This window comes from Nocardiopsis sp. LOL_012 (assembly GCF_048060475.1).
Lineage (GTDB): Bacteria > Actinomycetota > Actinomycetes > Streptosporangiales > Streptosporangiaceae > Nocardiopsis.
This window is the reverse complement of the sequence record NZ_JBHMIV010000027.1, coordinates 1-19,811: the sequence shown is the minus strand read 5'-3', so window position 1 is coordinate 19,811 and position 19,811 is coordinate 1. Positions and strand designations below refer to the sequence as shown.

Genomic DNA, 19,811 nt, shown 5'->3' with positions numbered 1-19,811 from the left:
TGGTATGGCCTTCGGGAAGCGGGATGACCGGGCGGTTGCGTCACTCGCAGTGAGAGAACACTCTCCCGGAGTGACACATCGATCCTACTGGCCGCGGCGGATGCGGCGAACCGGGTCGGGTGCCGCGCCGTGACCCTACCCGCCCGTTGCGGGCACGCGCCTCCGGGTCCCCCGTGGGCGGCGGGCCGCACCGGGCGGCCCGCCGCACGGCCTCAGCCCCGCGAGCGCACCCCGGCGGCGAGCTCCTCGGCGAAGGAGCGGACCGCGGTGAGGCCGGTCTCCAGGTCGGGGGCGTCCAGCACCCGCTGGCAGAACCCGGCGCCGACGATCACGCCGTCGGCGTAGGCGGCGACCTCCGCGGCCTGGGCCCCGGTGGAGATGCCCAGGCCCACGCACACCGGCAGCCCGGATGCGCGGGTCACCTCGCGGGTGCGCCGTACCAGCGCCTCGGCGGTGTCGGCGACCTGGGTGCGGGTGCCGGTGACGCCCATGAGGGAGGCGGCGTAGACGAACCCGCTGCACGCCCCGGTGGTGAGCGCGAGCCGCTCGTCGGTGGAGGAGGGCGCGACGAGGAAGATCCGGTCGAGTCCGGACCGCTCGGAGGCGGCCGTCCAGGCGTCGGCCTCCTCGGGGATGAGGTCGGGGGTGATCACCCCGGCCCCGCCCGCCTTGGCGAGCCGCTCGGCGAAGCGCTCCACGCCGTAGCGCTCGATCGGGTTCCAGTAGGACATGACGACGGCCGCGGCGCCGGTGGCGGCGGTCGCCTCGACCACGCGGAACACCTCCTCGGTGGTGGTCCCGGCGGCCAGGGCGCGGTCGGCGGCCCTCTGGATGGTGGGCCCGTCCATCATGGGGTCGGAGTAGGGCAGGCCGACCTCGATGACGTCGCAGCCGCCCTCGACCATGGCCTCGATGACCCTGATGGAGGAGGCCGTGTCGGGGAAGCCCGCGGGCAGGTAGCCGATCAGGGCCGCGCGGTTCTCGGACCGGGTCTGTGCCAGTGTGCTCTGTAGGGTGCTCACGCCTGTCCCTCCACGAGGCCGAAGTAGGCCGCCGCCGTGTCCACGTCCTTGTCGCCGCGCCCGGAGAGGTTGACCAGGATGACGGCCTCCGGGCCGAGCCGCTCACCGAGCTTGCGCGCCCCGGCCAGGGCGTGTGCGCTCTCGATGGCGGGGATGATGCCCTCGGTGCGGCACAGCAGCCGGAAGGCCTCCATGGCCTCGGCGTCGGTGACCGGTTCGTAGGAGGCGCGTCCGGTGTCGGCCAGGTGGGCGTGCTCCGGGCCGACCGCCGGGTAGTCGAGTCCGGCGGAGATGGAGTGGCTGGGCAGGGTCTGCCCGAACTCGTCCTGGAGGACGTAGGTGCGGGCGCCGTGGAACACGCCGGGGGCCCCGGCGGTGATGGAGGCCGCGGTCCTGGAGGTGTGCGCGCCCTCTCCCCCGGCCTCGAAGCCGTACAGGGCGACGTCCTCGTCGGGGATGAAGGCGGCGAAGATCGCGATGGCGTTGGAGCCGCCGCCCACACAGGCGGCGACGGCGTCGGGCAGCTTCCCGGTCAGCTCCAGGACCTGCGCGCGCGCCTCCTCGCCGACGACGAAGTGCAGGTCGCGCACCAGCTTCGGGAAGGGGTGCGGCCCGGCGACGGTGCCGAAGAGGTAGTGGGTGGTCTCGACGTTGGCCACCCAGTCGCGGAAGGCCTCGTTGATGGCGTCCTTGAGGGTGCGGCTGCCGATGGTGACGGGGACCACCTCGGCGCCGAGCATGCGCATGCGGGCGACGTTGAGGGCCTGGCGGCGAGTGTCCTCCTCCCCCATGTAGATGACGCAGTCGAGGCCGAGGAGGGCGCAGGCGGTGGCGGTGGCCACGCCGTGTTGTCCGGCTCCGGTCTCGGCGATGACGCGGGTCTTACCCATGCGCTTGGTGAGCAGGGCCTGGCCGAGCACGTTGTTGATCTTGTGGGAGCCGGTGTGGTTGAGGTCCTCGCGTTTGAGGAGGATCCGTGCCCCGCCGCAGTGCTCGGAGAAGTTGCGCGCGTCGGTGAGCGGGCTGGGCCTTCCGGTGTAGCTGCGCAGGAGTTCGTCGAGTTCGGCGAGGTAGTCGGGGTCCTGGCGGGCCTTGTCCCACTCGGCGGCGACCTCGTCGAGGGCGGCGATGAGTGCTTCGGGGGCGAAGCGGCCCCCGAAGCGGCCGTAGTGCCCGCGTGCGTCGGGCACGGGGTCAGCGTGGCTCATGGGTGAGTCTCCTGTGACTGGGCCGACCGGGGTGCGCGCCCTGCGGCCGTGGGCCGCGGGGCGGGCGCGCCGACCGGCCGTGCGCCGCCTGTGGCGGCGCGGTCGGATGGGTCAACGCGGTGTCGGGAACCCGCCGCTCACGCGTGCGGCGCGGAGTGCGGGTTCCCTAGGCTGTGCTTCTCTGAACCTCCGCTCCACTTCGGCCCGCCCGTCGCCCGCCACCGCCCTCAACGGACGCCTGACGGCGCGGTTCCCTCTCTCGGACGCCCGGGGAACGGGAACCTTCGGCACCTACGGCGTGTTCACTCGTTCCTCGCGAACACGCCTCCGGATGCCTCCAGAACCCCGTGGGCACCCGAGCCATCGCCATCGGCGGGCCGGATGCTGCACGGTCGTCATGTCCCCGACCCTAGCCGCGGTCGCGCAGGGCGGGGTGGGCTCCTGCGGTCACCAGGTCGGCGACGGCCTCGCGGGGGTTGCCCCCGCGGACGAGGCTCTCGCCGACCAGGACGGCCCCGGCCCCTGCCCCGGCGTAGGCCAGCAGGTCGTGCGGGCCGCGCACCCCGGATTCGGCGATCCTGACGCGGTCGGCCGGGATGCGGGGGGCGAGCCGGGCAAAGGTGTCCCGGTCGACCTCCAGGGTCTTGAGGTTGCGGGCGTTGACGCCGATGACGGTCGCTCCGGCCTCCAGCGCGCGTTCGACCTCCTCCTCGTCGTGGACCTCGACCAGGGGGGTGAGGTCGAGGCTGCGCGCCCGCTCGACCAAGGAGACCAGGGCCTCCTGGGGCAGGGCGGCGACGATGAGCAGGATGGCGGAGGCTCCGTAGGCGCGGGCCTCCCAGAGCTGGTAGGAGCTGACCACGAAGTCCTTGCGCAGCAGCGGGGTGTCGACCGCCTTGTGGACGGCCTCCAGGTCGGCGAGGCTGCCCTTGAACCGGCGCTCCTCGGTGAGGACGCTGATGAGGGCGGCGCCGCCGGCCTCGTACTCGCGGGCCAGGGCGGCGGGGTCGGTGATGGGGGCGAGGGGGCCCTTGGAGGGGCTGGCGCGTTTGACCTCGGCGATCACCTGGACCCCGGGGCGGCGCAGGGCGGCCTCGGCGTCGCGCGGAGTGGGCACCGACTCGGCACGGGCCTTGAGGCGGTCCAGGGGAAGGGCCTCCTGCCGCTGCGCCAGGTCAGCGCGTACTCCGTCGAGGATCTCGTCGAGCACGCTCACCAGTTACCGCTCCCTCGTGATGTGGCCGTTGGAGGGGTCGCACGCGCGCACGGGGCGGGCGCGACTGTGCTGCGGGGACGGCCCTATGACGCCCGCGCACCATGTCGCTGGTCATCGTATCGACCTCCGGGGCCCCAGGGGGCGCCGCCCCCGGTATCAGCGCGTCGGGAGCGGGGTCAGTAGGTGGCCGACGACGTGGCCGCCATACCGAAGACGAGCACGAAGACGAGGAAGTAGACGACGAGGAACGCGATCAGGAGGATGAAGCCGACGAGCCCGATGATCCCCATGATCTTGGCGGTCTTGGCGGCCTCCTCCGCGCCGATGTAGTCGCCCATGCGCCACTTGCTGTCGACCTGGAGTGCGAAGATCAGGCCGATGATGTTCAGCACCGAGAGGCACCCGAAGAGACCCAGGATGTTGTACACCAGGTAGTTCTTGGGCGGCTCGCCGGAGTAGGGCTGCTGGCTGGGGTAGCCGCCGGTGCCGTAGCCACCGGGGGGCGGAGGGGGACCGTAGCTCATGTGGGGAACCTTCCGGTAGGGCCGTGTCCGGGCCGTGTCCCGGGGCACGGAGCGGACGTGCACCGTCTAGGACTCCGGTGGACACCGAACGGTTCCGCCGGTTGTCGTACGAACCTGTTCAGAACCCGGATCGCGGTACTCACTCAAGGACACCGGTGGCCGCGAGGACGAACATGACGACGATGAAAAGTATGTAGAGCACCAGTGGCACGAGCCCGACGATGCCGAGGATGCCCATGATCTTGGCGGTCTTGGCGGAGTCCTGGGCACCCTGGTAGTCGCCCATACGCCACTTGCCGCTGACTTGGAGGCCGAAGACCAGGCCGATGATGCTCAGCACCGAGAGACACCCGAAGATACCGACGATGTTGTGCGGCACGTAGGTCTTGGGCGGCTCGCCGATGGGGGCGGGCTGCATGGCGTAGGGCTGCACGCCGTAGCCGGCCTCAGGGACACCGTATCCGCCGGTGCCGTAGCCGCCGGGGGGTGGCGGGGGGCCGTAGCCGCCGGGGGGAGGGGGTCCGTAGCTCACTGTTCCTGCTTTCCGCTGGGGGTGGGTGATTGGGTGTGCGGAGGACGTCACCAGCCGGGGAAGAGGGGGGCTCCCGGTGCCAGGAAGGCGAACCAGGGCAGGTTCCGCAGGATCCAGTGGGCGAAGACGGCGACGACCACCGCCCACAGGAACCAGGTGGGGGTCGGTTCGGGCACCGCCTGGGACGGTCTCACGGCCCTCGCGAACCAACCGGCGTAGGTCCATACGAGAAAGGGCGCCAGCAGGAAGAGTAGGGGGTTCATGCTGATCGCGGCGGTGATGTCCAGGTGTGTGAGGAGCGCGACGGCGCGCATGGAACCGCAGCCGGGGCAGTAGGTCCCGGTGAGCGCCAGCCACGGGCAGGTGGGGTAGTTGCCGGGCTCGCCCGGGTCGACGAAGTGGAGCAGCGCGGCACCGGCCAGGCCCAGAGCGCCGACACCCGTGGGGAGCACGACCGGGTGCAGGCGTGCGAGCAGCCGGGTCACGGCCTGTTCGGCTCGCCCGAAGGGGCCGGGCAGTGCCGGGTCGGCGACGCGGGGCGGGGGTGTGGCGTCCATGCGCACCAGCATAGGTAGTCCCCGGGCGGACCGAGCCCCGAGAGGATGTTCCCGGGGCTCGGCACTCACGCCTGAGCTGATCAGTAGCCGTACGTGGTGGTTGTGGCAGTGCTTCCCAGGAGCACCACGAAGAAGATGATGTAGGCGATCCAGAAGATCACAGCGATGATGAAGGAGACCAGGCTGATGATGCCGAGGATCTTGGCGGTGCCCGCAGCGGACTGGGCGCCGGCGTAGTCGCCGGAGTCCCACTTGCTGTTGACCTGGAGCGAGAAGACCAGGCCGATGATGCCGACGATGGTGCAGCCGAAGATACCCAGGATGTTGTGCACCAGGTAGTTCTTCGGGCGCTCACCGACGGGGCCGCCTGCGGGAGGGCCGTAGCCGCCGCCGGGGGGCGGGCCGGGGTTGCCTGGGGGCGGGGGACCGTAGCTCATGATCGGTACAACTTTCCTGAGTAGGGGTCATCGCGGCGCACACGAGGTGCGCGCCAACCCAACTGGGGGCATGGTCGGGAAACCGGTACACATGCGACCGAAGGCAAAGATCATGCCATATCGGTACGAATCGCGCAGACGGAACCCGACACAACGCGACGGACCGGCGGAAAGAATCTACCCCTCCCACCGGCCCCGCGTCCATGCCCCGCTCCGCACTCGCTGCGAGCTGGGGGTTTCCTGTCCCGCTCCGTTCAGGCCCGGCCCGCGGAAGCGGCGACCTCGCGCACCTCGTCCGTGCCCTTGGTGCCCTCGGAGGTCCGGGCCGCCTCCCACTGCTCGCGCGTGGGCGGAACCGGGCGCGGCTCCTTGCGGCCCAGGCCGGCCCGCTTCAGGAGACCGGCGATGACCGCGAACACCACGCTGGCGCCGAGGGCGAGGACGGTCCACAGGACCAGCCCGCCGCCCATGATGATCGCGACCCCGGCGACGGACCAGGCGACGATCCAGGAGACGGTGAGGAACCAGGCGGAGACGGTGTTGCCGTGGTCCTCGTGTTCTTCGTGGTGTGCGTCGGCCATCAGTGGTTCTCCTTCGGTTCGGCTGGCCCTGACGCCAGCGGTGCTGGGGTGGTGCCGCCCTCGGCTGCGGAGCGCTCGGGCTCGGTCACGCCACCGCGGGCGTCGAGAGTGGGGTCGTCGCCCACGTCCAGGGAACGCCACAGGTCGGCGGGTGTGTCCGCCCTGGTCGAACGCGGTGCGGCGTCCCGATCGTACCTGCTGCCCATGCCGGGCCAGAGGGTCGCCCTGATCACAGCGGCGGCTCCGGCTGCCGTGACGGCAGCGGCTCCGGCCGCGGCCATGGCCGGCCCGGCGGCGTGCAGCGCCGGCTCCCCCACTGCCCGTGCCGCGCCGGCGGCGCCGCCGACCGCTTCGGCCAGGGCGGCGGCGAGGGCGCCGGGGCGGGTGGCGCTTCCCACCTGGACCAGCGCGAACACCCCGCCGAGGGCGAGGAGCGCCCCCACCAGGCGGCGCGCCGGTCCGCGCGCGGCGTACAGTCCCGCGGTCCCGGCCAGCGCGGCCCAGCCGACACCGGCCATGGCGCCGCTGAGGTCGCCACCGGTGACGTCCACGGCCATGGCGGCGACCGGTCCGGACACCCCGGCCTCACCGGTCGCCCAGGTCCGTCCGGCCGAGGCGAGCAGGAGCCCGCCCCCCGCCACCAGGGCCAGCATCACGGCGCCGAACTCGCGGCCCGCGTACTTTCCGACTGCGGTGGGACTCACAGGAGCCGCCCCGCGTCGAAGCACGTGGGGTCGCCGGTGTGGCAGGCGGCTCCGGTCTGGTCGACCCGGACCAGGAGGGTGTCGCCGTCGCAGTCGAGGGCGACCGAGACCACGCGCTGGGTGTGTCCGGAGGTGGCGCCCTTGACCCAGTACTCGCCCCGACTGCGCGACCAGTAGGTGGCGGCCTTGGTGGTGAGGGTGCGGTGCAAGGCCTCGTCGTCCATCCAGGCGAGCATGAGGACCGCGCCGGTGTCGTGCTGCTGCACTATGGCGGGGACGAGTCCGTCCGGGGTCCGCTTCAGGCGTGCGGCGATACCCGGGTCGAGGCTGGAGACGCTCATGCCCCCAGATTATGGCCGCCGCGCGGTGGCCTTGCACCGGGGTGCGGCCGGGTGGCGGGCGCGTGTCCGGCCTGCGCCGACATCCTCGGTAGAGTTCGTGGGTCCGCCACCGATCCGCCGGTCCCGCACACTGGGAGCCCTGTGACCGCCGACCTCCTGCTCTCCGACCTCGCGGGCAAACCCGCGTCCCTGACCGCCCTCGCCGACCGGTTCCCGCGCTGGAACCCGTACGCGGCACTGCCCGCGCTGCTGGACGACGAGCCCGCCGCCGTGCGCCTGCTGGGCCTGGGTGCGGCGCGGCACGTGTGCGCCACGGTCGCGGCGCGGCTGCGGCGGGCCGGGATCGCGGCGAGCGCCGAGCACTCCTCGTCCGCCGAGACTCCGCCCGCCGGCCCCGAGACCCTGGTGGTCGGGGTGAGCCTGGGCGGCGGACAGCGGGAGCTGGCCACCGTGCTGGACCGGTACGTGGCGCGCTCCCCCGTCATCGTGCTCACCCCCGACCCGGGGGCGGTGGTGGCGCGGATCGCCGACCTGGTGGTGCCGCTGCACGCCGGTGAGGAGTCCGCGGGGCTGGGATGCCGCGCCTACCAGCACGCGATGGCGCTGGGCCTGCTGCTGGGGCACCGTCTGGGCGCCCCGGCGGGGGGCGGCGGCAACTTCCCGGGGCTGCTGCACCGGGCGGCCCACGCCACGGCGACACTGCTGCGGGAGGCCGAGGCGTGGGTGCCGGAGGTGGCCCGGGTGCTGGACTCGCCGCACGGCGTGCACATGGTCGCCCCGGCCGAGCGGCTGGCGTCGGCGGCCCAGGGGGTCCGGGTGGTGCGCGGCGGCCCGGTGCGGGTGGCGCACGCCCGCGAGACCGGGGAGTGGTCGCACACCGACCGCTACCTGGCGGCGGTGACGGACTACCGCGCGCTGCTGTTCGCGGGCTCGGCCTACGACGAGCGCTTCGCCGAGCACCTGGGGCAGTTGCGGGGGCGCTTCGCGGCCGTGGGCTCCGCCCCCGGGCGCGAGAGCGTTCCGGGGGCGGAGCTGACCGTGCGCTATCCCGGCGACACGGACCCCGACGTGAGCCTGCTGGTGGAGCCCCTGGCGGCGGAACTGGTGGCCGCCCACTGGTGGCGCTCCTCCGGCCGCTGACCACGGGCGGCCCGGAGAGAGCCCGGTCAGGCTGAGGAGCTCACCCAGGAGGCGTACAGGTCGGAGTAGACGCCGGGGCGGGACACGAGTTCGTCGTGGGTACCGCTCTGGACGATGCGGCCCCGGTCGAAGACCAGGACCCGGTCGGCGGCCTCCGCGGTGGACAGCCGGTGGGCGATGGCCACGGAGGTGCGTCCGCGGGTGAGATGGTCCAGGGCGCGCTGGATGCGCACCTCGGTGTGCGGGTCGACGGCCGAGGTGGCCTCGTCGAGCACCAGCAGGTCGGGGTCGGCGACGTAGGCGCGGATGAGCGCGACGAGCTGGCGCTCCCCCGCCGACAGGGACTCCCCGCGCTGGCCCACGGGTGTGTCCAGGCCGTGGGCGAGGCCGACGAGCCAGTCGGCCAGGCCGAGGTCGGCGACGGCGGCCTCCAGTTCGGTGTCGGTGCTTCCCGGACGGGCGAAGCGGATGTTGTCGCCCAGGGAGCCGTCGAAGAGGAAGCCCTCCTGCGGCACCATGACCACGCGGCTGCGCAGGGAGGAGAAGGCCACCTCGCGCAGGTCGGCGCCGTCGAGGAGGACCCGCCCCTCGGCGGGGTCCATGAGGCGGGTGAGGAGTTTGACGAAGGTGGTCTTGCCCGATCCGGTCTCCCCGACCACGGCCAGGCGGGTACCCGGGGTGATCTCGGTGTCGATCCCGTCCAGGACCACGGGGCCTTCCGGGTAGGCGTAGGTGACGCCGTCGAAGCGGACGCCGACGGGGCCGCGCGGCAGGACGCGGCCGTCCTCGCCGGGGTCGGCGATGTCGGGGACGGTGTCGAGGACGCCCAGGACGCGGCGCCATCCGGCGATGGCGTTCTGCGCCTCGTTGAAGATCTCGGTGGCCATCATCATCGGCTGGATGAACAGGGTCAGCAGGAAGAGGAAGGCGACGAGCTGTCCGGCGGTGATGTCGCCGCCGATGCCCAGCCACACGCCGACGAGGACGACGGCGGTGTTGCCGAGGGCGGCGACGATCTCGGCGAACGGGGACACGGCCATGGACAGGCGCTGTGCCCTGACCTGGGCGCTACGGGTGGCCAGGACGGTGGTGTCGATGCGCCCGGCGGTGCGCTCCTCGGTGCCGTGCGCGCGGATGACGGCGGCGCCCATGACGGCCTCGCCGAAGACGGCGAGCATGTCGCCGGTGCGTTCGCGGACGGTGAGGTAGGCACGGGAGAGCAGCCTCTGGAGCCAGCGGACGCCCAGCAGCAGCGGCAGGAAGCAGAGCCACACCACGAGGGTGAGCTGCCAGGAGTAGACCGCCATGAGCACGGTGGCCACGAGCAGTTGGCCGCTGCTGACGATGATGAGCAGGCCGCCCCACTGCATGAAGGTGCTGATCTGGTCGACGTCGCTGGTGACGCGGGAGACCAGGGCGCCCTTGCGTTCGCTGTTCTGGGTGAGCACGGACAGGTCGTGCACGTGGCGGAAGGCCTTGCGGCGCAGGGTGGCCAGGCCGGACTCGGTGGCCCGGTACAGCCGCAGGTTCATCAGGTAGGAGCAGACCATGGTGACCACGAGCAGGGCGGCGCACAGGGCCACCATGCGGGTGACGAACTCCAGGTCGGGGCCGCCCGTGCCGGTGAGTCCGTTGTCGATGATCTGCTGGACGGCGACGGGCACGACGATCTTGCCGGCGGTGGCGACGACGGCGAAGGCCAGGGTCAGCCATAGGCCGCGGGCGAACTCCGGGGAGAGCCGGAGCCCGCTGCGCAGGGTGTCGATCGCCGAGTCGCGGGAGCGGCTGAGGCCGGGCGCGGCGGCCGGGGCGGCGGGCTGGGGGCCGATGGGGGTCTCGTGCCGTGGAGCGGTGCGGGCGGGTGCGCTCATCGGGCGGCCTCCTCGGTGGTGCGGGTGGCGCGCGCGGCGGTGTTCTCGGCCGAGGCGCGCTCGTAGGCGGTGACGAGCCTGGTGTAGCCGGGTGAGGTGTCCAGCAGTTCCTTGTGGGTGCCGCGGGCCAGGACGCGGCCGCGTTCCATGTAGACCACCTCATCGGCGAGTTCGATGGTGGCGCGGCGGTAGGCGACCACGACGACGGTCGCGGCGTCGTCGCGGGAGCGCAGTCCGGCGAGGATCTGCGCCTCGATCTGGGGGTCGACGGCCGAGGTGGCGTCGTCCAGGATGAGCAGCCGGGGGCGGCGGACCACGGCGCGGGCCAGGGCCAGGCGCTGGCGCTGCCCGCCGGAGAGGGTGGTGCCCTTCTCCCCCAGCCGGGCGTCGAGTCCGCCGTCGAGCTCCTTGACGAACCCGTCGGCGCGGGCCAGTTCCAGGGCGGCCCAGACCTGCGCGTCGTCGATGTCGGCCGAGCCGAGGGCGATGTTGTCGCGGACGGTGTCCTCGAAGATGAAGGTGCTCTGCGGGACGAGTGCGGCGTGGCTGGGGATCTGGCCGCGGGCGAGGTCGCGGGCGTCGACGCCGTCGAGGGTGACGGTGCCGCTGTCGGGGTCCACCAGGCGGGTGAGGAGGGTGGTCAGGGTGGACTTGCCCGAGCCGGTGGGGCCGACCAGGGCAACGGTGCGGCCGGGGACGATGTCCAGGTCCACGCCGTCGAGGACGGTGGTGCGGGGGCCGGTGCGATCGCCGTCCATGAGGTCGTTTCCGGTGCCGTGCGCGTCGTGGGAGTCGGCGTAGGAGAAGGTGAGGCCGCGGGTGGCGAGGGCGAGGCCGGTGGGGGCCGGTTCGAGGGTGCGGCGGCCGTGATCCATGGACCCTTCCGAGCGCAGGACCGACTGGACGCGTTCCCATCCCACGACGCTGCGCGGCAGGTCGCCGAGGAGGAAGCCGAAGGCGCGGATGGGCTGGGCCATGAGGGTGAACAGGTAGGCGGTCTGGACGAGTTCGCCGGGGTCGATCGCGCCGGTGGACAGGCGCCACGTGCCCAGGAGGAGGACGGCGAGCACACCGAAGTTGGGCAGGGACTCCATGACCGGGTCGAACACGGCGCGCATGCGGCCGACGCGGATGAGGGCGTCGCGCAGGCGGTTGGCGGATTCGGTGAAGCGCTCGGTCTCGGTGTCCTCGCGGCCGAGGGTCTTGACCACGAGCGCGCCGTCGAAGGACTCGTGGGCGACGCCGCTGACCTCGGCGCGCAGGGCCTGGGCGTGGGCGGCCATCGGGGAGACCTTGCGCTGGAAGACGGCGTTGGCGGCGATCAGGACGGGGAAGACGACGAAGGCGACCAGGGCCAGGACCGGGTCGGTGACGATCATGGCGACGGCGGCGATGAGGAGCATGAACACCGCTCCGACGGCCATGGGCAGGGGTGCCAGGGGCTGCCAGGAGGCTTCGACGTCGGCGTTGGCGTTGGAGAGCAGGCGGCCCGTCGGGTGGCGGTGGTGCCAGGCCAGGGGCAGTTCGAGGTATTTGCGGGCGACGGCGCGGCGGTAGCGGGCCTGCATGCGGAACTGCATGAGTCCGGCGAAGAGGCGGCGCAGGGCGAGCCCGACCGCTTTGCCGAGGCCGACGGCCATGAGGAGGGCGGCCGCGCCGAGGAGCGCCGCGGTGGTGGTGGAGCCGCTGTCGATGGCGGGGAGGATGGTGGTCTCGGTGAGGTGTCCGAGGACGGAGGCGGCGCCGACGGTGACGGCGGCGTGGAGTACGGCACCGGTGAAGGCGATGAGGAACACCCAGGGTTCGGTGCGGATGGCGGTCCACATGACGCCGACGCCGCGTGAGAAGACACGGGTGGGGCTGCGGGGTGAGGCGGCCTCCCGTACCGGGGTGTCCGGGGTGTCCTCCTCCGTGTCCCGGTCGCCGGTGGTGGTTCCCTGCGCCATGCGCCCCCCGTTCGTGTTGTCGGCCGGACCCGGGGTCCGGAGGTACGCGACCCGGGGCGTTGCCGGGCACGGCGGGAGCGTCCGGGGCGCGTGTGGTTTCTCGGGTGCCGACACGGGCACCGAAGATGTTCAGCGCCGGACGGGGCGGGGCTATTCCGTCCGGGGCGGAGGGATTGGCCGCACGGCGGCCCGCCGGACAGCCGGGGCGCGGCTGCGGTATCGGCGGGCGGGGCCGGGGCCGTAGGCCCACCTTTGAGGGCGGTGGAGGGCGACGGGCGGGCGGCCGTCCTGTTGAACCTGGCCGGTCCCGAGTCTAGCGGTCGTAGTCCTGGTAGGTGATGAGCGCGCGGAAGGTGACCGGTCCGGCGATGCCGTCGACGCCGATGCCCAGGTCGTTCTGGGCGGAGCGGACCGCGGCCTCGGTGTTCGGCCCGTAGATGCCGTCGGTCAACAGGTGGAGGGCGTACTTGGCGTTGAGCAGGCGCTGTATGGCCTCGACGGCCTCGCCCGTGGAGCCGCGCCGGTACAGGCCGAAGGTGTCGTCGCTGAGGGCCTCCCAGGTGTCGGCGTCCAGTCGGGAGGTCTCGGGGATGCCCGCGTACTCCTGGTAGGCGCGGACGGAGTGGCTCATGTGGCCGTCGAAGTAGATCGGGCGGTCGTAGTCCATGTGCGGGTCGAACCCGATCTGGATGAGCAGCAGTTTGGCGGCCGCGATGTCGACGTCGGCGTCCCCGTCGCCGTAGTCGGGCCAGGCCTCGCCGCCGGAGGCGGGGACGGGCGTGGCGGGCTGCGGCGCGGCCGAGGCCGAGGACAGGCCGACCATGGTGGCGGCCAAAGCGAGGAGTGCGGCGGTGACCAGTGCGGCCAGGCGCCCGGGGAGGCGGGTGCGTGTTCGGGTGGACATGGGGGCCTTCCTTTCCCGAGGAGTGTTGCTCCGTCGCTCTGTGGGATGGGTGAGACGGCCCTGTCGTTCACACCGAGACCCGCGGGGGAAGGGAAATGTATCCCCGCCGACAGTGGACGAACCTAGAGAAAACCGGGGCATCTACGCGGTGTTCTCGGCGTCCAGAGGTCCGATCGACTCGGAGAGCGCGACCAGCCCGGACCGGAGGTCGGCAAGGGCCTCGGCCTTGGTGTCGCCTTCCCCGTAAGCCACACCGCCGCCGACGGCTTCCGCTCTGGCACACCATGCGCCGTCCTCGTCGGTGGTCGCGGAGACAGCGGCATCCCTGTGTTCGACCGTGGCGGCCCCTTCCGTCCCCCGGGAACCACGTCTCCGTTCCAGCCCGGCCGGGGCCGGGCCGGAAGCGGTCACCGCACGGCGTACCCGGCCTCGCTCAGGCTCTTCTTGACGTCGGCGATGGTGAACTCGCCGAAGTGGAAGACGGTCGCCGCCAGGACCGCGTCGGCGCCCGCCTCGACGGCCGGGGCGAAGTGCTCCACCTTCCCGGCGCCGCCGGAGGCGATGAGCGGGACGCGGACACGGGCGCGCACGGCCCGGATGAGTTCCAGGTCGAAGCCCTCCTTGGTGCCGTCGGCGTCCATGGAGTTGAGCAGGATCTCGCCCGCGCCCAGGTCGGCGGCGCGCTCGCACCATTCCAGGGCGTCGATGCCGGTGCCGGTGCGCCCGCCGTGGGTGGTGACCTCGAACCCGCTGGGGGTGGGCTCTCCGTCCTGGCGCACCCGCCGCACGTCGGCCGAGAGCACCAGGACCTGGCGGCCGAAGCGCTCGGCGATCTCCCCGATGAGTTCGGGACGAGCGATGGCGGCGGTGTTGACCCCGACCTTGTCTGCGCCGGCGCGCAGGAGTCGGTCGACGTCGTCGGCGGTGCGCACCCCTCCCCCGACGGTCAGCGGGATGAACACCTGGTCCGCGGTGCGGCGCACCACGTCGTAGGTGGTCTCGCGGTTGCCGCTGGAGGCGGTGACGTCGAGGAAGGTGAGTTCGTCGGCGCCCCCGGCGTCGTAGGAGGCCGCGAGTTCGACGGGGTCGCCGGCGTCGCGCAGGTTCTCGAAGTTGACGCCCTTGACCACCCGTCCGGCGTCGACGTCCAGGCAGGGGATGACACGGACCGCGAGGCTCACCGGTACTCCCCCCGGACCAGGGCCAGGGCGTCCTCCAGGGTGAAGGCCCCCTCGTACAGGGCGGTGCCCATGATGGCGCCCTCCACGCCCTCGGGGACGAGGGTGGCGATGGCCCTGAGGTCGTCGAGGCTGGAGACGCCGCCACTGGCCACGACAGGCTTGTCGGTGCGCTCGCACACGGTGCGCAGCAGGTCCAGGTTGGGGCCCTTGAGGGTGCCGTCCTTGTTGACGTCGGTGACGACGTAGCGGGCGCAGCCCTCCGACTCCAGGCGGTCGAGGGTGGCGAACAGGTCGCCGCCGTCGCGGGTCCAGCCCCGGGCGGCCAGGGTGGTGCCGCGCACGTCGAGGCCGATGGCGACCCTGTCCCCGTGTTCGGCGATGATCTTGGCGCACCACTCGGGGTTCTCCAGGGCGGCGGTGCCGATGTTGACGCGGGTGCACCCGGTGGCCAGGGCGGCGGCCAGGGACTCGTCGTCGCGGATGCCGCCGGACATCTCGACCTTGATGTCGAGGCGGCCGACGATGTCGCGCAGCAGGTCGCGGTTGTGGCCCCGCCCGAACGCGGCGTCCAGGTCCACGAGGTGGATCCACTCGGCGCCGGCCCGCTGCCAGTTCATGGCCGCCTCGTGGGGGTCTCCGTACTGGCCGCCGGAGCCGGCCCTGCCTTGGACGAGCTGGACGGCCTGGCCGCCCGCCACGTCCACGGCGGGCAGGAGTTCGAGTGCGGGTGTCGACGTGGTGCCGGTCATGTGTGCCTTTTCGTGTTCGGTGGTGTGGGTCCGCGTGTCTACAGGGTGGCGACCCAGTTGGCCAGGAGGCGTGCGCCCGCCTCCCCGGACTTCTCGGGGTGGAACTGGGTGGCGCACAGGGGGCCGTTCTCGACGGCGGCGACGAACGGCTCTCCGTGCTCGGCCCAGGTCACCAGGGGCGGGGCGATGCGCTGGTCGCCGGCCTCGAACTCCCAGGTGCGCACGGCGTAGGAGTGCACGAAGTAGAACCGCTCGTCGGCGCCGATCCCGGCGAAGAGCCACGAGCCCTCGGGGGGGCGGACGGTGTTCCAGCCCATGTGCGGGAGGACGGGGGCGCGCAGGCGCTCCACGGTTCCGGGCCATTCGCCGCAGCCCTTGGTGGCCACCTCCTCGGCGCTGGTGTCGGCCTGCTCCACGCCCTGTTCGAAGAGGACCTGGAGGCCGACGCAGATACCCAGGACGGGGCGGCCGCCGGCCAGGCGCCTGCCGATGACGCGGTCCCCGCCCGCGGCGAGCAGGCTGGACATGCAGGCGCTGAAGGCGCCCACACCGGGGACGACGAGGCCGTCGGCTTCCAGCGCGACACGGGGGTCGGAGGTGACGGTCACATCGGCGCCGGTGCGCTCCATCGCGCGCTGGGCCGAGCGCAGGTTGCCCGATCCGTAGTCGAAGACGACCACACGTGAGGGCATGTTCCTTCCTTTCCTAGTCCTAGAGGTAGCCGAGCCGGAGCACACCGGAGGCCACGGCCAGGACCGCGCACGCGGCCAGCGCGACGGCGAGCACCCGGCTGGCCTTCCACAGTGAGTACGCCCCTCCGGCCAGGAACCCGGCCAGCACGATGAGGAACAGCCCCCAGAGGTCGGCGTCCATCTACAGTGCGCCCTTGGTGGAGGGGACGCCGCTGACGCGCGGGTCCCGCTCCGTGGCGGAGCGCAGCGCCCGCGCCAGGGCCTTGAACTGGCACTCGACGATGTGGTGGGCGTTGCGGCCGTAGGGCACGTGGACGTGCAGGGCCACGCGCGCCTGGGCGACGAAGGATTCGAGGATGTGGCGGGTCATGGTGGTGTCGTAGTCGCGTCCGATGACCGGGGCCATGCCCTGGGGTTCGCTGTGCACCAGGTAGGGGCGGCCGGAGACGTCGACGGTCACCTCGGCCAGGGCCTCGTCCAGGGGCACCTTGGCGTCGGCGAAGCGGCGGATGCCGCTCTTGTCGCCGAGGGCCTCCCGGAAGGCGGCGCCCAGGGCCAGGGCGGTGTCCTCCATGGTGTGGTGGGAGTCGATGTGCAGGTCGCCCTCGGTGCGCACGGTGAGGTCGAACAGGCCGTGCTTGGCGAGCTGGTCGAGCATGTGGTCGTAGAAGCCGACGCCGGTGGAGACGTCGGCGACGCCGGTGCCGTCGAGGTCGATCTCGACCAGGACCTTGGTTTCCTTGGTGGCGCGTTCCACGCGGCCGGTGCGGCTCATGGTGTCTCTACTCCCTCGGTGTGGGGCGGGTCGGGTCCGGCGCCGGGTCAGCGTCCAGTGGCGGCGAGGAGGGCCTCGCGGAAGGCGGCCGTCTCGGTGGGGGTGCCGACGGTGACGCGCAGCCATCCGGGCGGGCCGACCTCGCGGATGAGCACCTGGCGTTCGAGCATCGCCTCCCACACGCGGGTGCGGTCCTCGAACTCGCCGAACATGATGAAGTTGGCGTCGGACTCGGCCACGGAGAAGCCGTGGTCTCGGAGCCAGGCGACCAGGCCGTCGCGTTCGGCGCGCAGGTCGTCGACGGCGGCGAGGAGCTCGCCAGCGTACTCCAGCGCGGTGGAGGCGACGGCCTGGGTGACGGCGGACAGGTGGTAGGGCAGGCGGACCAGTTGGAGGGCGTCGACCACCGCGGGGTGGGCGGCGAGGTAGCCCACACGCGCCCCGGCCAGGGCGAAGGCCTTGGACATGGTCCGCGAGACGATCAGGCGCGGGTACTCCGACAGGAGGGTGAGGGCGCTGGGGGTATCGGCTCGCCGGAACTCGGCGTAGGCCTCGTCCACCACGACGACGCCGGGTGCGGCGTCGGCGATGCGCCGGACGTCGGCGAGGTCGATGGCGGTGCCGGTGGGGTTGTTGGGCGAGGTGAGGAAGACGACGCTGGGCCGGTGCTCGGCGATCGCGGCCAGTGCGGTGTCGACGCCGACGCGGAAGTCGGCCTCGCGCGGGACGGACACCCAGGAGGTGTTGGTGCCCCGGGTGATGATGGGGTGCATCGAGTAGGAGGGCTCGAAGCCCATCGCGGTGCGGCCGGGCCCGCCGAAGGCCTGGAGGATCTGTTGCAGGACCTCGTTGGAGCCGTTGGCGGCCCAGACCTGCGCGCCGGTCAGCCCGTGTCCGAGGTAGGCGGCCAGGCCCTCGCGCAGGCGGACGGCGTCGCGGTCGGGGTAGCGATTGAGCCCCAGGGCCGTCCCAGCGACGGCGCCGGACATGGCCTCGGCCAGTTCCGGCGAGGGGGCGTAGGGGTTCTCGTTGGTGTTGAGCACGACCGGTACGTCCAGTTGCGGCGCGCCGTAGGGCGACTGACCGCGCAGGTCGTCGCGCAGGGGCAGGTCGTTCAGTGTGAAGCTCACGGTCTCACGCTCTTGTGGTGTGTGGTGTCCGGGTGGCCGCGTCGGTTCAGGCCGGGCCGGGGTCCTCTCCGGTGCGCGCGGTGACGGCCTCGCCGTGCGCGGGCAGGTCCTCGGCTCCGGCCAGGGTGACGACGTGGTGGGCGACCCCGGCCAGGGCGTCGCGGTCGTAGTTGACGACGTGCACGCCGCGCAGGAAGGTCTGCACGCTCAGCCCGCCGCTGTGGCAGGCGCAGCCGCCGGTGGGCAGGACGTGGTTGGAGCCGGCGGCGTAGTCGCCGAGCGAGACCGGGGAGAAGTCCCCGACGAAGACCGCCCCGGCGTTGCGCACGCGGTCGGCGACGGCCGCGGCGTCGGCGGTCATGATCTCCAGGTGCTCGGCCGCGTAGGCGTCGACGACGGCCAGGCCGTGGTCGAGGTCGTCGACCAGGACGATGCCGGACTGGGGTCCGGCGAGGGCCTCGCGAACGCGCTCGGTGTGCTTGGTGGCGGGGACGCGCACGGCGAGGCGTTCGGTGACCGCCTCGGCGAGGGCTTCGTCGGGGGTGACCAGGACGGAGGCGGCGACGACGTCGTGCTCGGCCTGGCTGATGAGGTCGGCGGCGACGTAGTCGGGGTCGGCGGTGGAGTCGGCCAGGATCGCGATCTCGGTGGGGCCGGCCTCGGCGTCGATGCCGATGACGCCCTTGAGCAGGCGTTTGGCGGCGGCCACCCAGATGTTGCCAGGACCGGTGACCATGTCGACGCGCTCGCAGTCGTCGGTGCCGTGGGCGAACATGGCCACGGCCTGGGCGCCGCCGACGGCGTAGACCTCGTCGACGCCGAGCAGGGCGCAGGCGGCGAGGATGGTGGGGTGCGGCAGGCCGCCGAACTCCGCCTGGGGCGGCGAGGTGACGGCGAGGGAGCCGACCCCGGCCTCCTGGGCGGGGACCACGTTCATGATGACGCTGGAGGGGTAGACGGCGCGGCCGCCGGGGACGTAGAGACCGACGCGGCCGACGGGGATCCACTTCTCGGTGACGGTGCCGCCGGGGACGACCTGGGTGGTGTGGTCGGTGCGGCGCTGCTCGCGGTGGACGAGGCGGGCGCGGCGGATGGACTCCTCCAACGCGGCGCGCACGGCGGGGTCGAGTTCCTCCAGAGCGGTGTCGATGGCCTTGCGGGGGACCCGGACGTCGGTGAGCCGGACACCGTCGAAGCGCTCGGTGAGTTCGATCAGCGCCTCGGTTCCGCGATGGCGTACGTCCTCGCACAGGGGGCGTACGCGTTCGACGGCGGACGCCACGTCCAGTTCGGCGCGCGGGAGGGCTCGGCGGGGGTCGCCCTGGGTACCTCGGAGGTCGATTCGACTGATCACGGGCCCAGTCTAGGGTGCGCGTCCCACGGAGACGGGTGCCGTGTCCGGATGTTGGACAGAACACGCCGTGATCCGCCGTGGGGGCGTGTCCTGTGGAGCGGCGGCCGGGGGCGCGGCGGACGTCCGTCGGCCGCAGTCCCGGGAAAGGCGCACACCAGCGCACCGCAACTTTGGAACACCTAACCTAAAATAGCGTCGCCTAAGTTTGGAATACCTCACCTCAGCAATGTTCAGAAAGGCTTGCCTAATCATTTTCCATGCGATTTACAGAACTTCGCATAATGCCTCCGAATACGTTATGGTGGCGCCATGACTTCGAACAAGACCAAGACCGGCGACAGCACTCTTTCCAAGTTCCACCGCCTCCTGGTCGACCAGGTGAGGCACGAGTTCACCGCCTCACACCAGTACGTGGCGCTCGCCACATGGTTTGACGACCAGGATCTCCCGCAGTTGGCGCGCGTCTTCTACGAGCAATCCCTCGAAGAGCGCGACCACGCGATGATGATCGTGCGGTTCCTCATTGACAGGGACGTCGATTTCGCGCTTCCCGGCGTGGACGCGATCGAGACCGATTTCTCCGTTCCACGCGACCTCGTGGCCCTGGCCCTGCGCCAGGAGCGCGAGGTGACCGACCAGATCCTGCACCTGGCCAAGGTGGCCCGGGACGAGGACGACTACACGGGCGAGCAGTTCCTCCAGTGGTTCATCCAGGAGCAGACCGAGGAGGTCGCCACGATGTCGACCCTGCTCAACGTGGTGGACCGCTCCAACGGCAACTTCTTCGACGTGGAGACCTTCGTCGCCAGGGACATGCCGAGCGAGGACAGCGGCAGCCAGGGCGCGCCGGCCACGGCCGGACCGTCGGTGTCCTGACCCGGCGGCCGAGGGCGGTGGTGGGTGACGGGCCCGGCAGAGCTGCGGCCCACGGCCGACCGTTGAGGGCG

At 72.2% G+C, this 19,811-nt stretch carries 21 protein-coding genes and 1 pseudogene; 2 read left to right on the top strand and 20 right to left on the bottom strand.

Features of this window, described 5'->3' with window-relative positions:
- Positions 1–212 precede the first annotated feature (212 nt).
- From trpA to hisI, 10 genes are all read right to left on the bottom strand, one after another.
- Positions 213–1,022, bottom strand: coding sequence for a tryptophan synthase subunit alpha (gene trpA, locus ACFHWE_RS16940; protein ID WP_416602621.1), 810 nt, complete (start codon positions 1,020–1,022; stop codon positions 213–215).
- On the bottom strand, positions 1,019–2,230 hold the full coding sequence (trpB, locus tag ACFHWE_RS16935) for a tryptophan synthase subunit beta (protein WP_416602620.1): 1,212 nt from the start codon (positions 2,228–2,230) through the stop codon (positions 1,019–1,021). Before trpB ends, trpA begins: the two co-directional genes overlap by 4 nt.
- A 409-nt stretch (positions 2,231–2,639) precedes the next feature.
- A complete protein-coding gene (trpC, locus tag ACFHWE_RS16930; RefSeq protein WP_416602619.1) occupies positions 2,640–3,446 on the bottom strand; it encodes an indole-3-glycerol phosphate synthase TrpC in 807 nt (268 codons plus the stop codon).
- A 176-nt stretch (positions 3,447–3,622) separates the two neighbouring features.
- Positions 3,623–3,970 (bottom strand): CD225/dispanin family protein, encoded by a 348-nt coding sequence (locus ACFHWE_RS16925; protein WP_416602618.1) that lies wholly within the window; start codon positions 3,968–3,970, stop codon positions 3,623–3,625.
- Between the two features lie 139 nt (positions 3,971–4,109).
- On the bottom strand, positions 4,110–4,502 hold the full coding sequence (locus ACFHWE_RS16920) for a CD225/dispanin family protein (protein WP_416602617.1): 393 nt from the start codon (positions 4,500–4,502) through the stop codon (positions 4,110–4,112).
- 47 nt (positions 4,503–4,549) lie between these two features.
- Complete coding sequence (locus ACFHWE_RS16915; protein ID WP_416602616.1) at positions 4,550–5,059, bottom strand: DUF2752 domain-containing protein; 510 nt, start codon at positions 5,057–5,059, stop codon at positions 4,550–4,552.
- 80 nt (positions 5,060–5,139) lie between these two features.
- The gene (locus ACFHWE_RS16910) at positions 5,140–5,496 is read right to left on the bottom strand and encodes a CD225/dispanin family protein (RefSeq protein WP_416602615.1); all 357 of its coding nucleotides are present in this window, start codon (positions 5,494–5,496) and stop codon (positions 5,140–5,142) included.
- A 254-nt stretch (positions 5,497–5,750) separates the two neighbouring features.
- Entirely contained in the window at positions 5,751–6,077 is a 327-nt protein-coding gene (locus ACFHWE_RS16905) for an HGxxPAAW family protein (RefSeq protein WP_416602614.1), read from the bottom strand.
- The gene (locus tag ACFHWE_RS16900; RefSeq protein ID WP_416602613.1) at positions 6,077–6,781 is read right to left on the bottom strand and encodes a Trp biosynthesis-associated membrane protein; all 705 of its coding nucleotides are present in this window, start codon (positions 6,779–6,781) and stop codon (positions 6,077–6,079) included. Before ACFHWE_RS16900 ends, ACFHWE_RS16905 begins: the two co-directional genes overlap by 1 nt.
- The gene (gene hisI / locus ACFHWE_RS16895) at positions 6,778–7,122 is read right to left on the bottom strand and encodes a phosphoribosyl-AMP cyclohydrolase (protein ID WP_028647794.1); all 345 of its coding nucleotides are present in this window, start codon (positions 7,120–7,122) and stop codon (positions 6,778–6,780) included. The genes ACFHWE_RS16900 and hisI overlap by 4 nt, the downstream gene beginning before the upstream one ends.
- Before the next feature lie 141 nt (positions 7,123–7,263).
- On the opposite strand from hisI, the gene ACFHWE_RS16890 reads away from it, so the two are divergent.
- Positions 7,264–8,262 carry an SIS domain-containing protein gene (locus ACFHWE_RS16890; RefSeq protein ID WP_416602612.1) on the top strand — a complete coding sequence of 333 codons (999 nt, stop codon included), beginning with the start codon at positions 7,264–7,266 and terminating at the stop codon, positions 8,260–8,262.
- A 26-nt stretch (positions 8,263–8,288) separates the two neighbouring features.
- Here the strand turns inward: ACFHWE_RS16890 and ACFHWE_RS16885 are convergent, their stop codons facing one another.
- The 10 genes and pseudogenes from ACFHWE_RS16885 to hisD form a co-directional block, all read right to left on the bottom strand.
- Positions 8,289–10,091 carry an ABC transporter ATP-binding protein gene (locus tag ACFHWE_RS16885; protein ID WP_416602656.1) on the bottom strand — a complete coding sequence of 601 codons (1,803 nt, stop codon included), beginning with the start codon at positions 10,089–10,091 and terminating at the stop codon, positions 8,289–8,291.
- A 4-nt stretch (positions 10,092–10,095) separates the two neighbouring features.
- Positions 10,096–11,959, bottom strand: a pseudogene (locus tag ACFHWE_RS16880) (ABC transporter ATP-binding protein); the annotation flags it as partial.
- Between the two features lie 433 nt (positions 11,960–12,392).
- Positions 12,393–12,983 carry a peptidoglycan-binding protein gene (locus ACFHWE_RS16875; protein WP_416602611.1) on the bottom strand — a complete coding sequence of 197 codons (591 nt, stop codon included), beginning with the start codon at positions 12,981–12,983 and terminating at the stop codon, positions 12,393–12,395.
- 407 nt (positions 12,984–13,390) lie between these two features.
- Positions 13,391–14,164 (bottom strand): imidazole glycerol phosphate synthase subunit HisF, encoded by a 774-nt coding sequence (gene hisF, locus ACFHWE_RS16870; RefSeq protein ID WP_416602610.1) that lies wholly within the window; start codon positions 14,162–14,164, stop codon positions 13,391–13,393.
- Positions 14,161–14,913, bottom strand: a complete 753-nt coding sequence (gene priA, locus ACFHWE_RS16865) for a bifunctional 1-(5-phosphoribosyl)-5-((5-phosphoribosylamino)methylideneamino)imidazole-4-carboxamide isomerase/phosphoribosylanthranilate isomerase PriA (protein ID WP_416602609.1) — start codon at positions 14,911–14,913, stop codon at positions 14,161–14,163. The genes hisF and priA overlap by 4 nt, the downstream gene beginning before the upstream one ends.
- Before the next feature lie 38 nt (positions 14,914–14,951).
- Positions 14,952–15,605 (bottom strand): imidazole glycerol phosphate synthase subunit HisH, encoded by a 654-nt coding sequence (hisH, locus tag ACFHWE_RS16860; RefSeq protein ID WP_416602608.1) that lies wholly within the window; start codon positions 15,603–15,605, stop codon positions 14,952–14,954.
- Between the two features lie 19 nt (positions 15,606–15,624).
- Positions 15,625–15,786 (bottom strand): hypothetical protein, encoded by a 162-nt coding sequence (locus ACFHWE_RS16855; RefSeq protein ID WP_416602607.1) that lies wholly within the window; start codon positions 15,784–15,786, stop codon positions 15,625–15,627.
- Positions 15,787–16,380: an imidazoleglycerol-phosphate dehydratase HisB gene (hisB, locus tag ACFHWE_RS16850; protein WP_416602606.1), complete on the bottom strand. Its 594-nt coding sequence runs from the start codon at positions 16,378–16,380 to the stop codon at positions 15,787–15,789.
- A gap of 47 nt (positions 16,381–16,427) precedes the next feature.
- Positions 16,428–17,510 (bottom strand): histidinol-phosphate transaminase, encoded by a 1,083-nt coding sequence (locus ACFHWE_RS16845; RefSeq protein WP_416602605.1) that lies wholly within the window; start codon positions 17,508–17,510, stop codon positions 16,428–16,430.
- A gap of 46 nt (positions 17,511–17,556) precedes the next feature.
- Complete coding sequence (gene hisD / locus ACFHWE_RS16840; protein WP_416602604.1) at positions 17,557–18,864, bottom strand: histidinol dehydrogenase; 1,308 nt, start codon at positions 18,862–18,864, stop codon at positions 17,557–17,559.
- 309 nt (positions 18,865–19,173) lie between these two features.
- Here hisD and ACFHWE_RS16835 point away from each other — a divergent pair, with 309 nt between their 5' ends.
- Entirely contained in the window at positions 19,174–19,740 is a 567-nt protein-coding gene (locus ACFHWE_RS16835; RefSeq protein WP_416602603.1) for a ferritin, read from the top strand.
- The last annotated feature ends 71 nt before the right edge of the window (positions 19,741–19,811 follow it).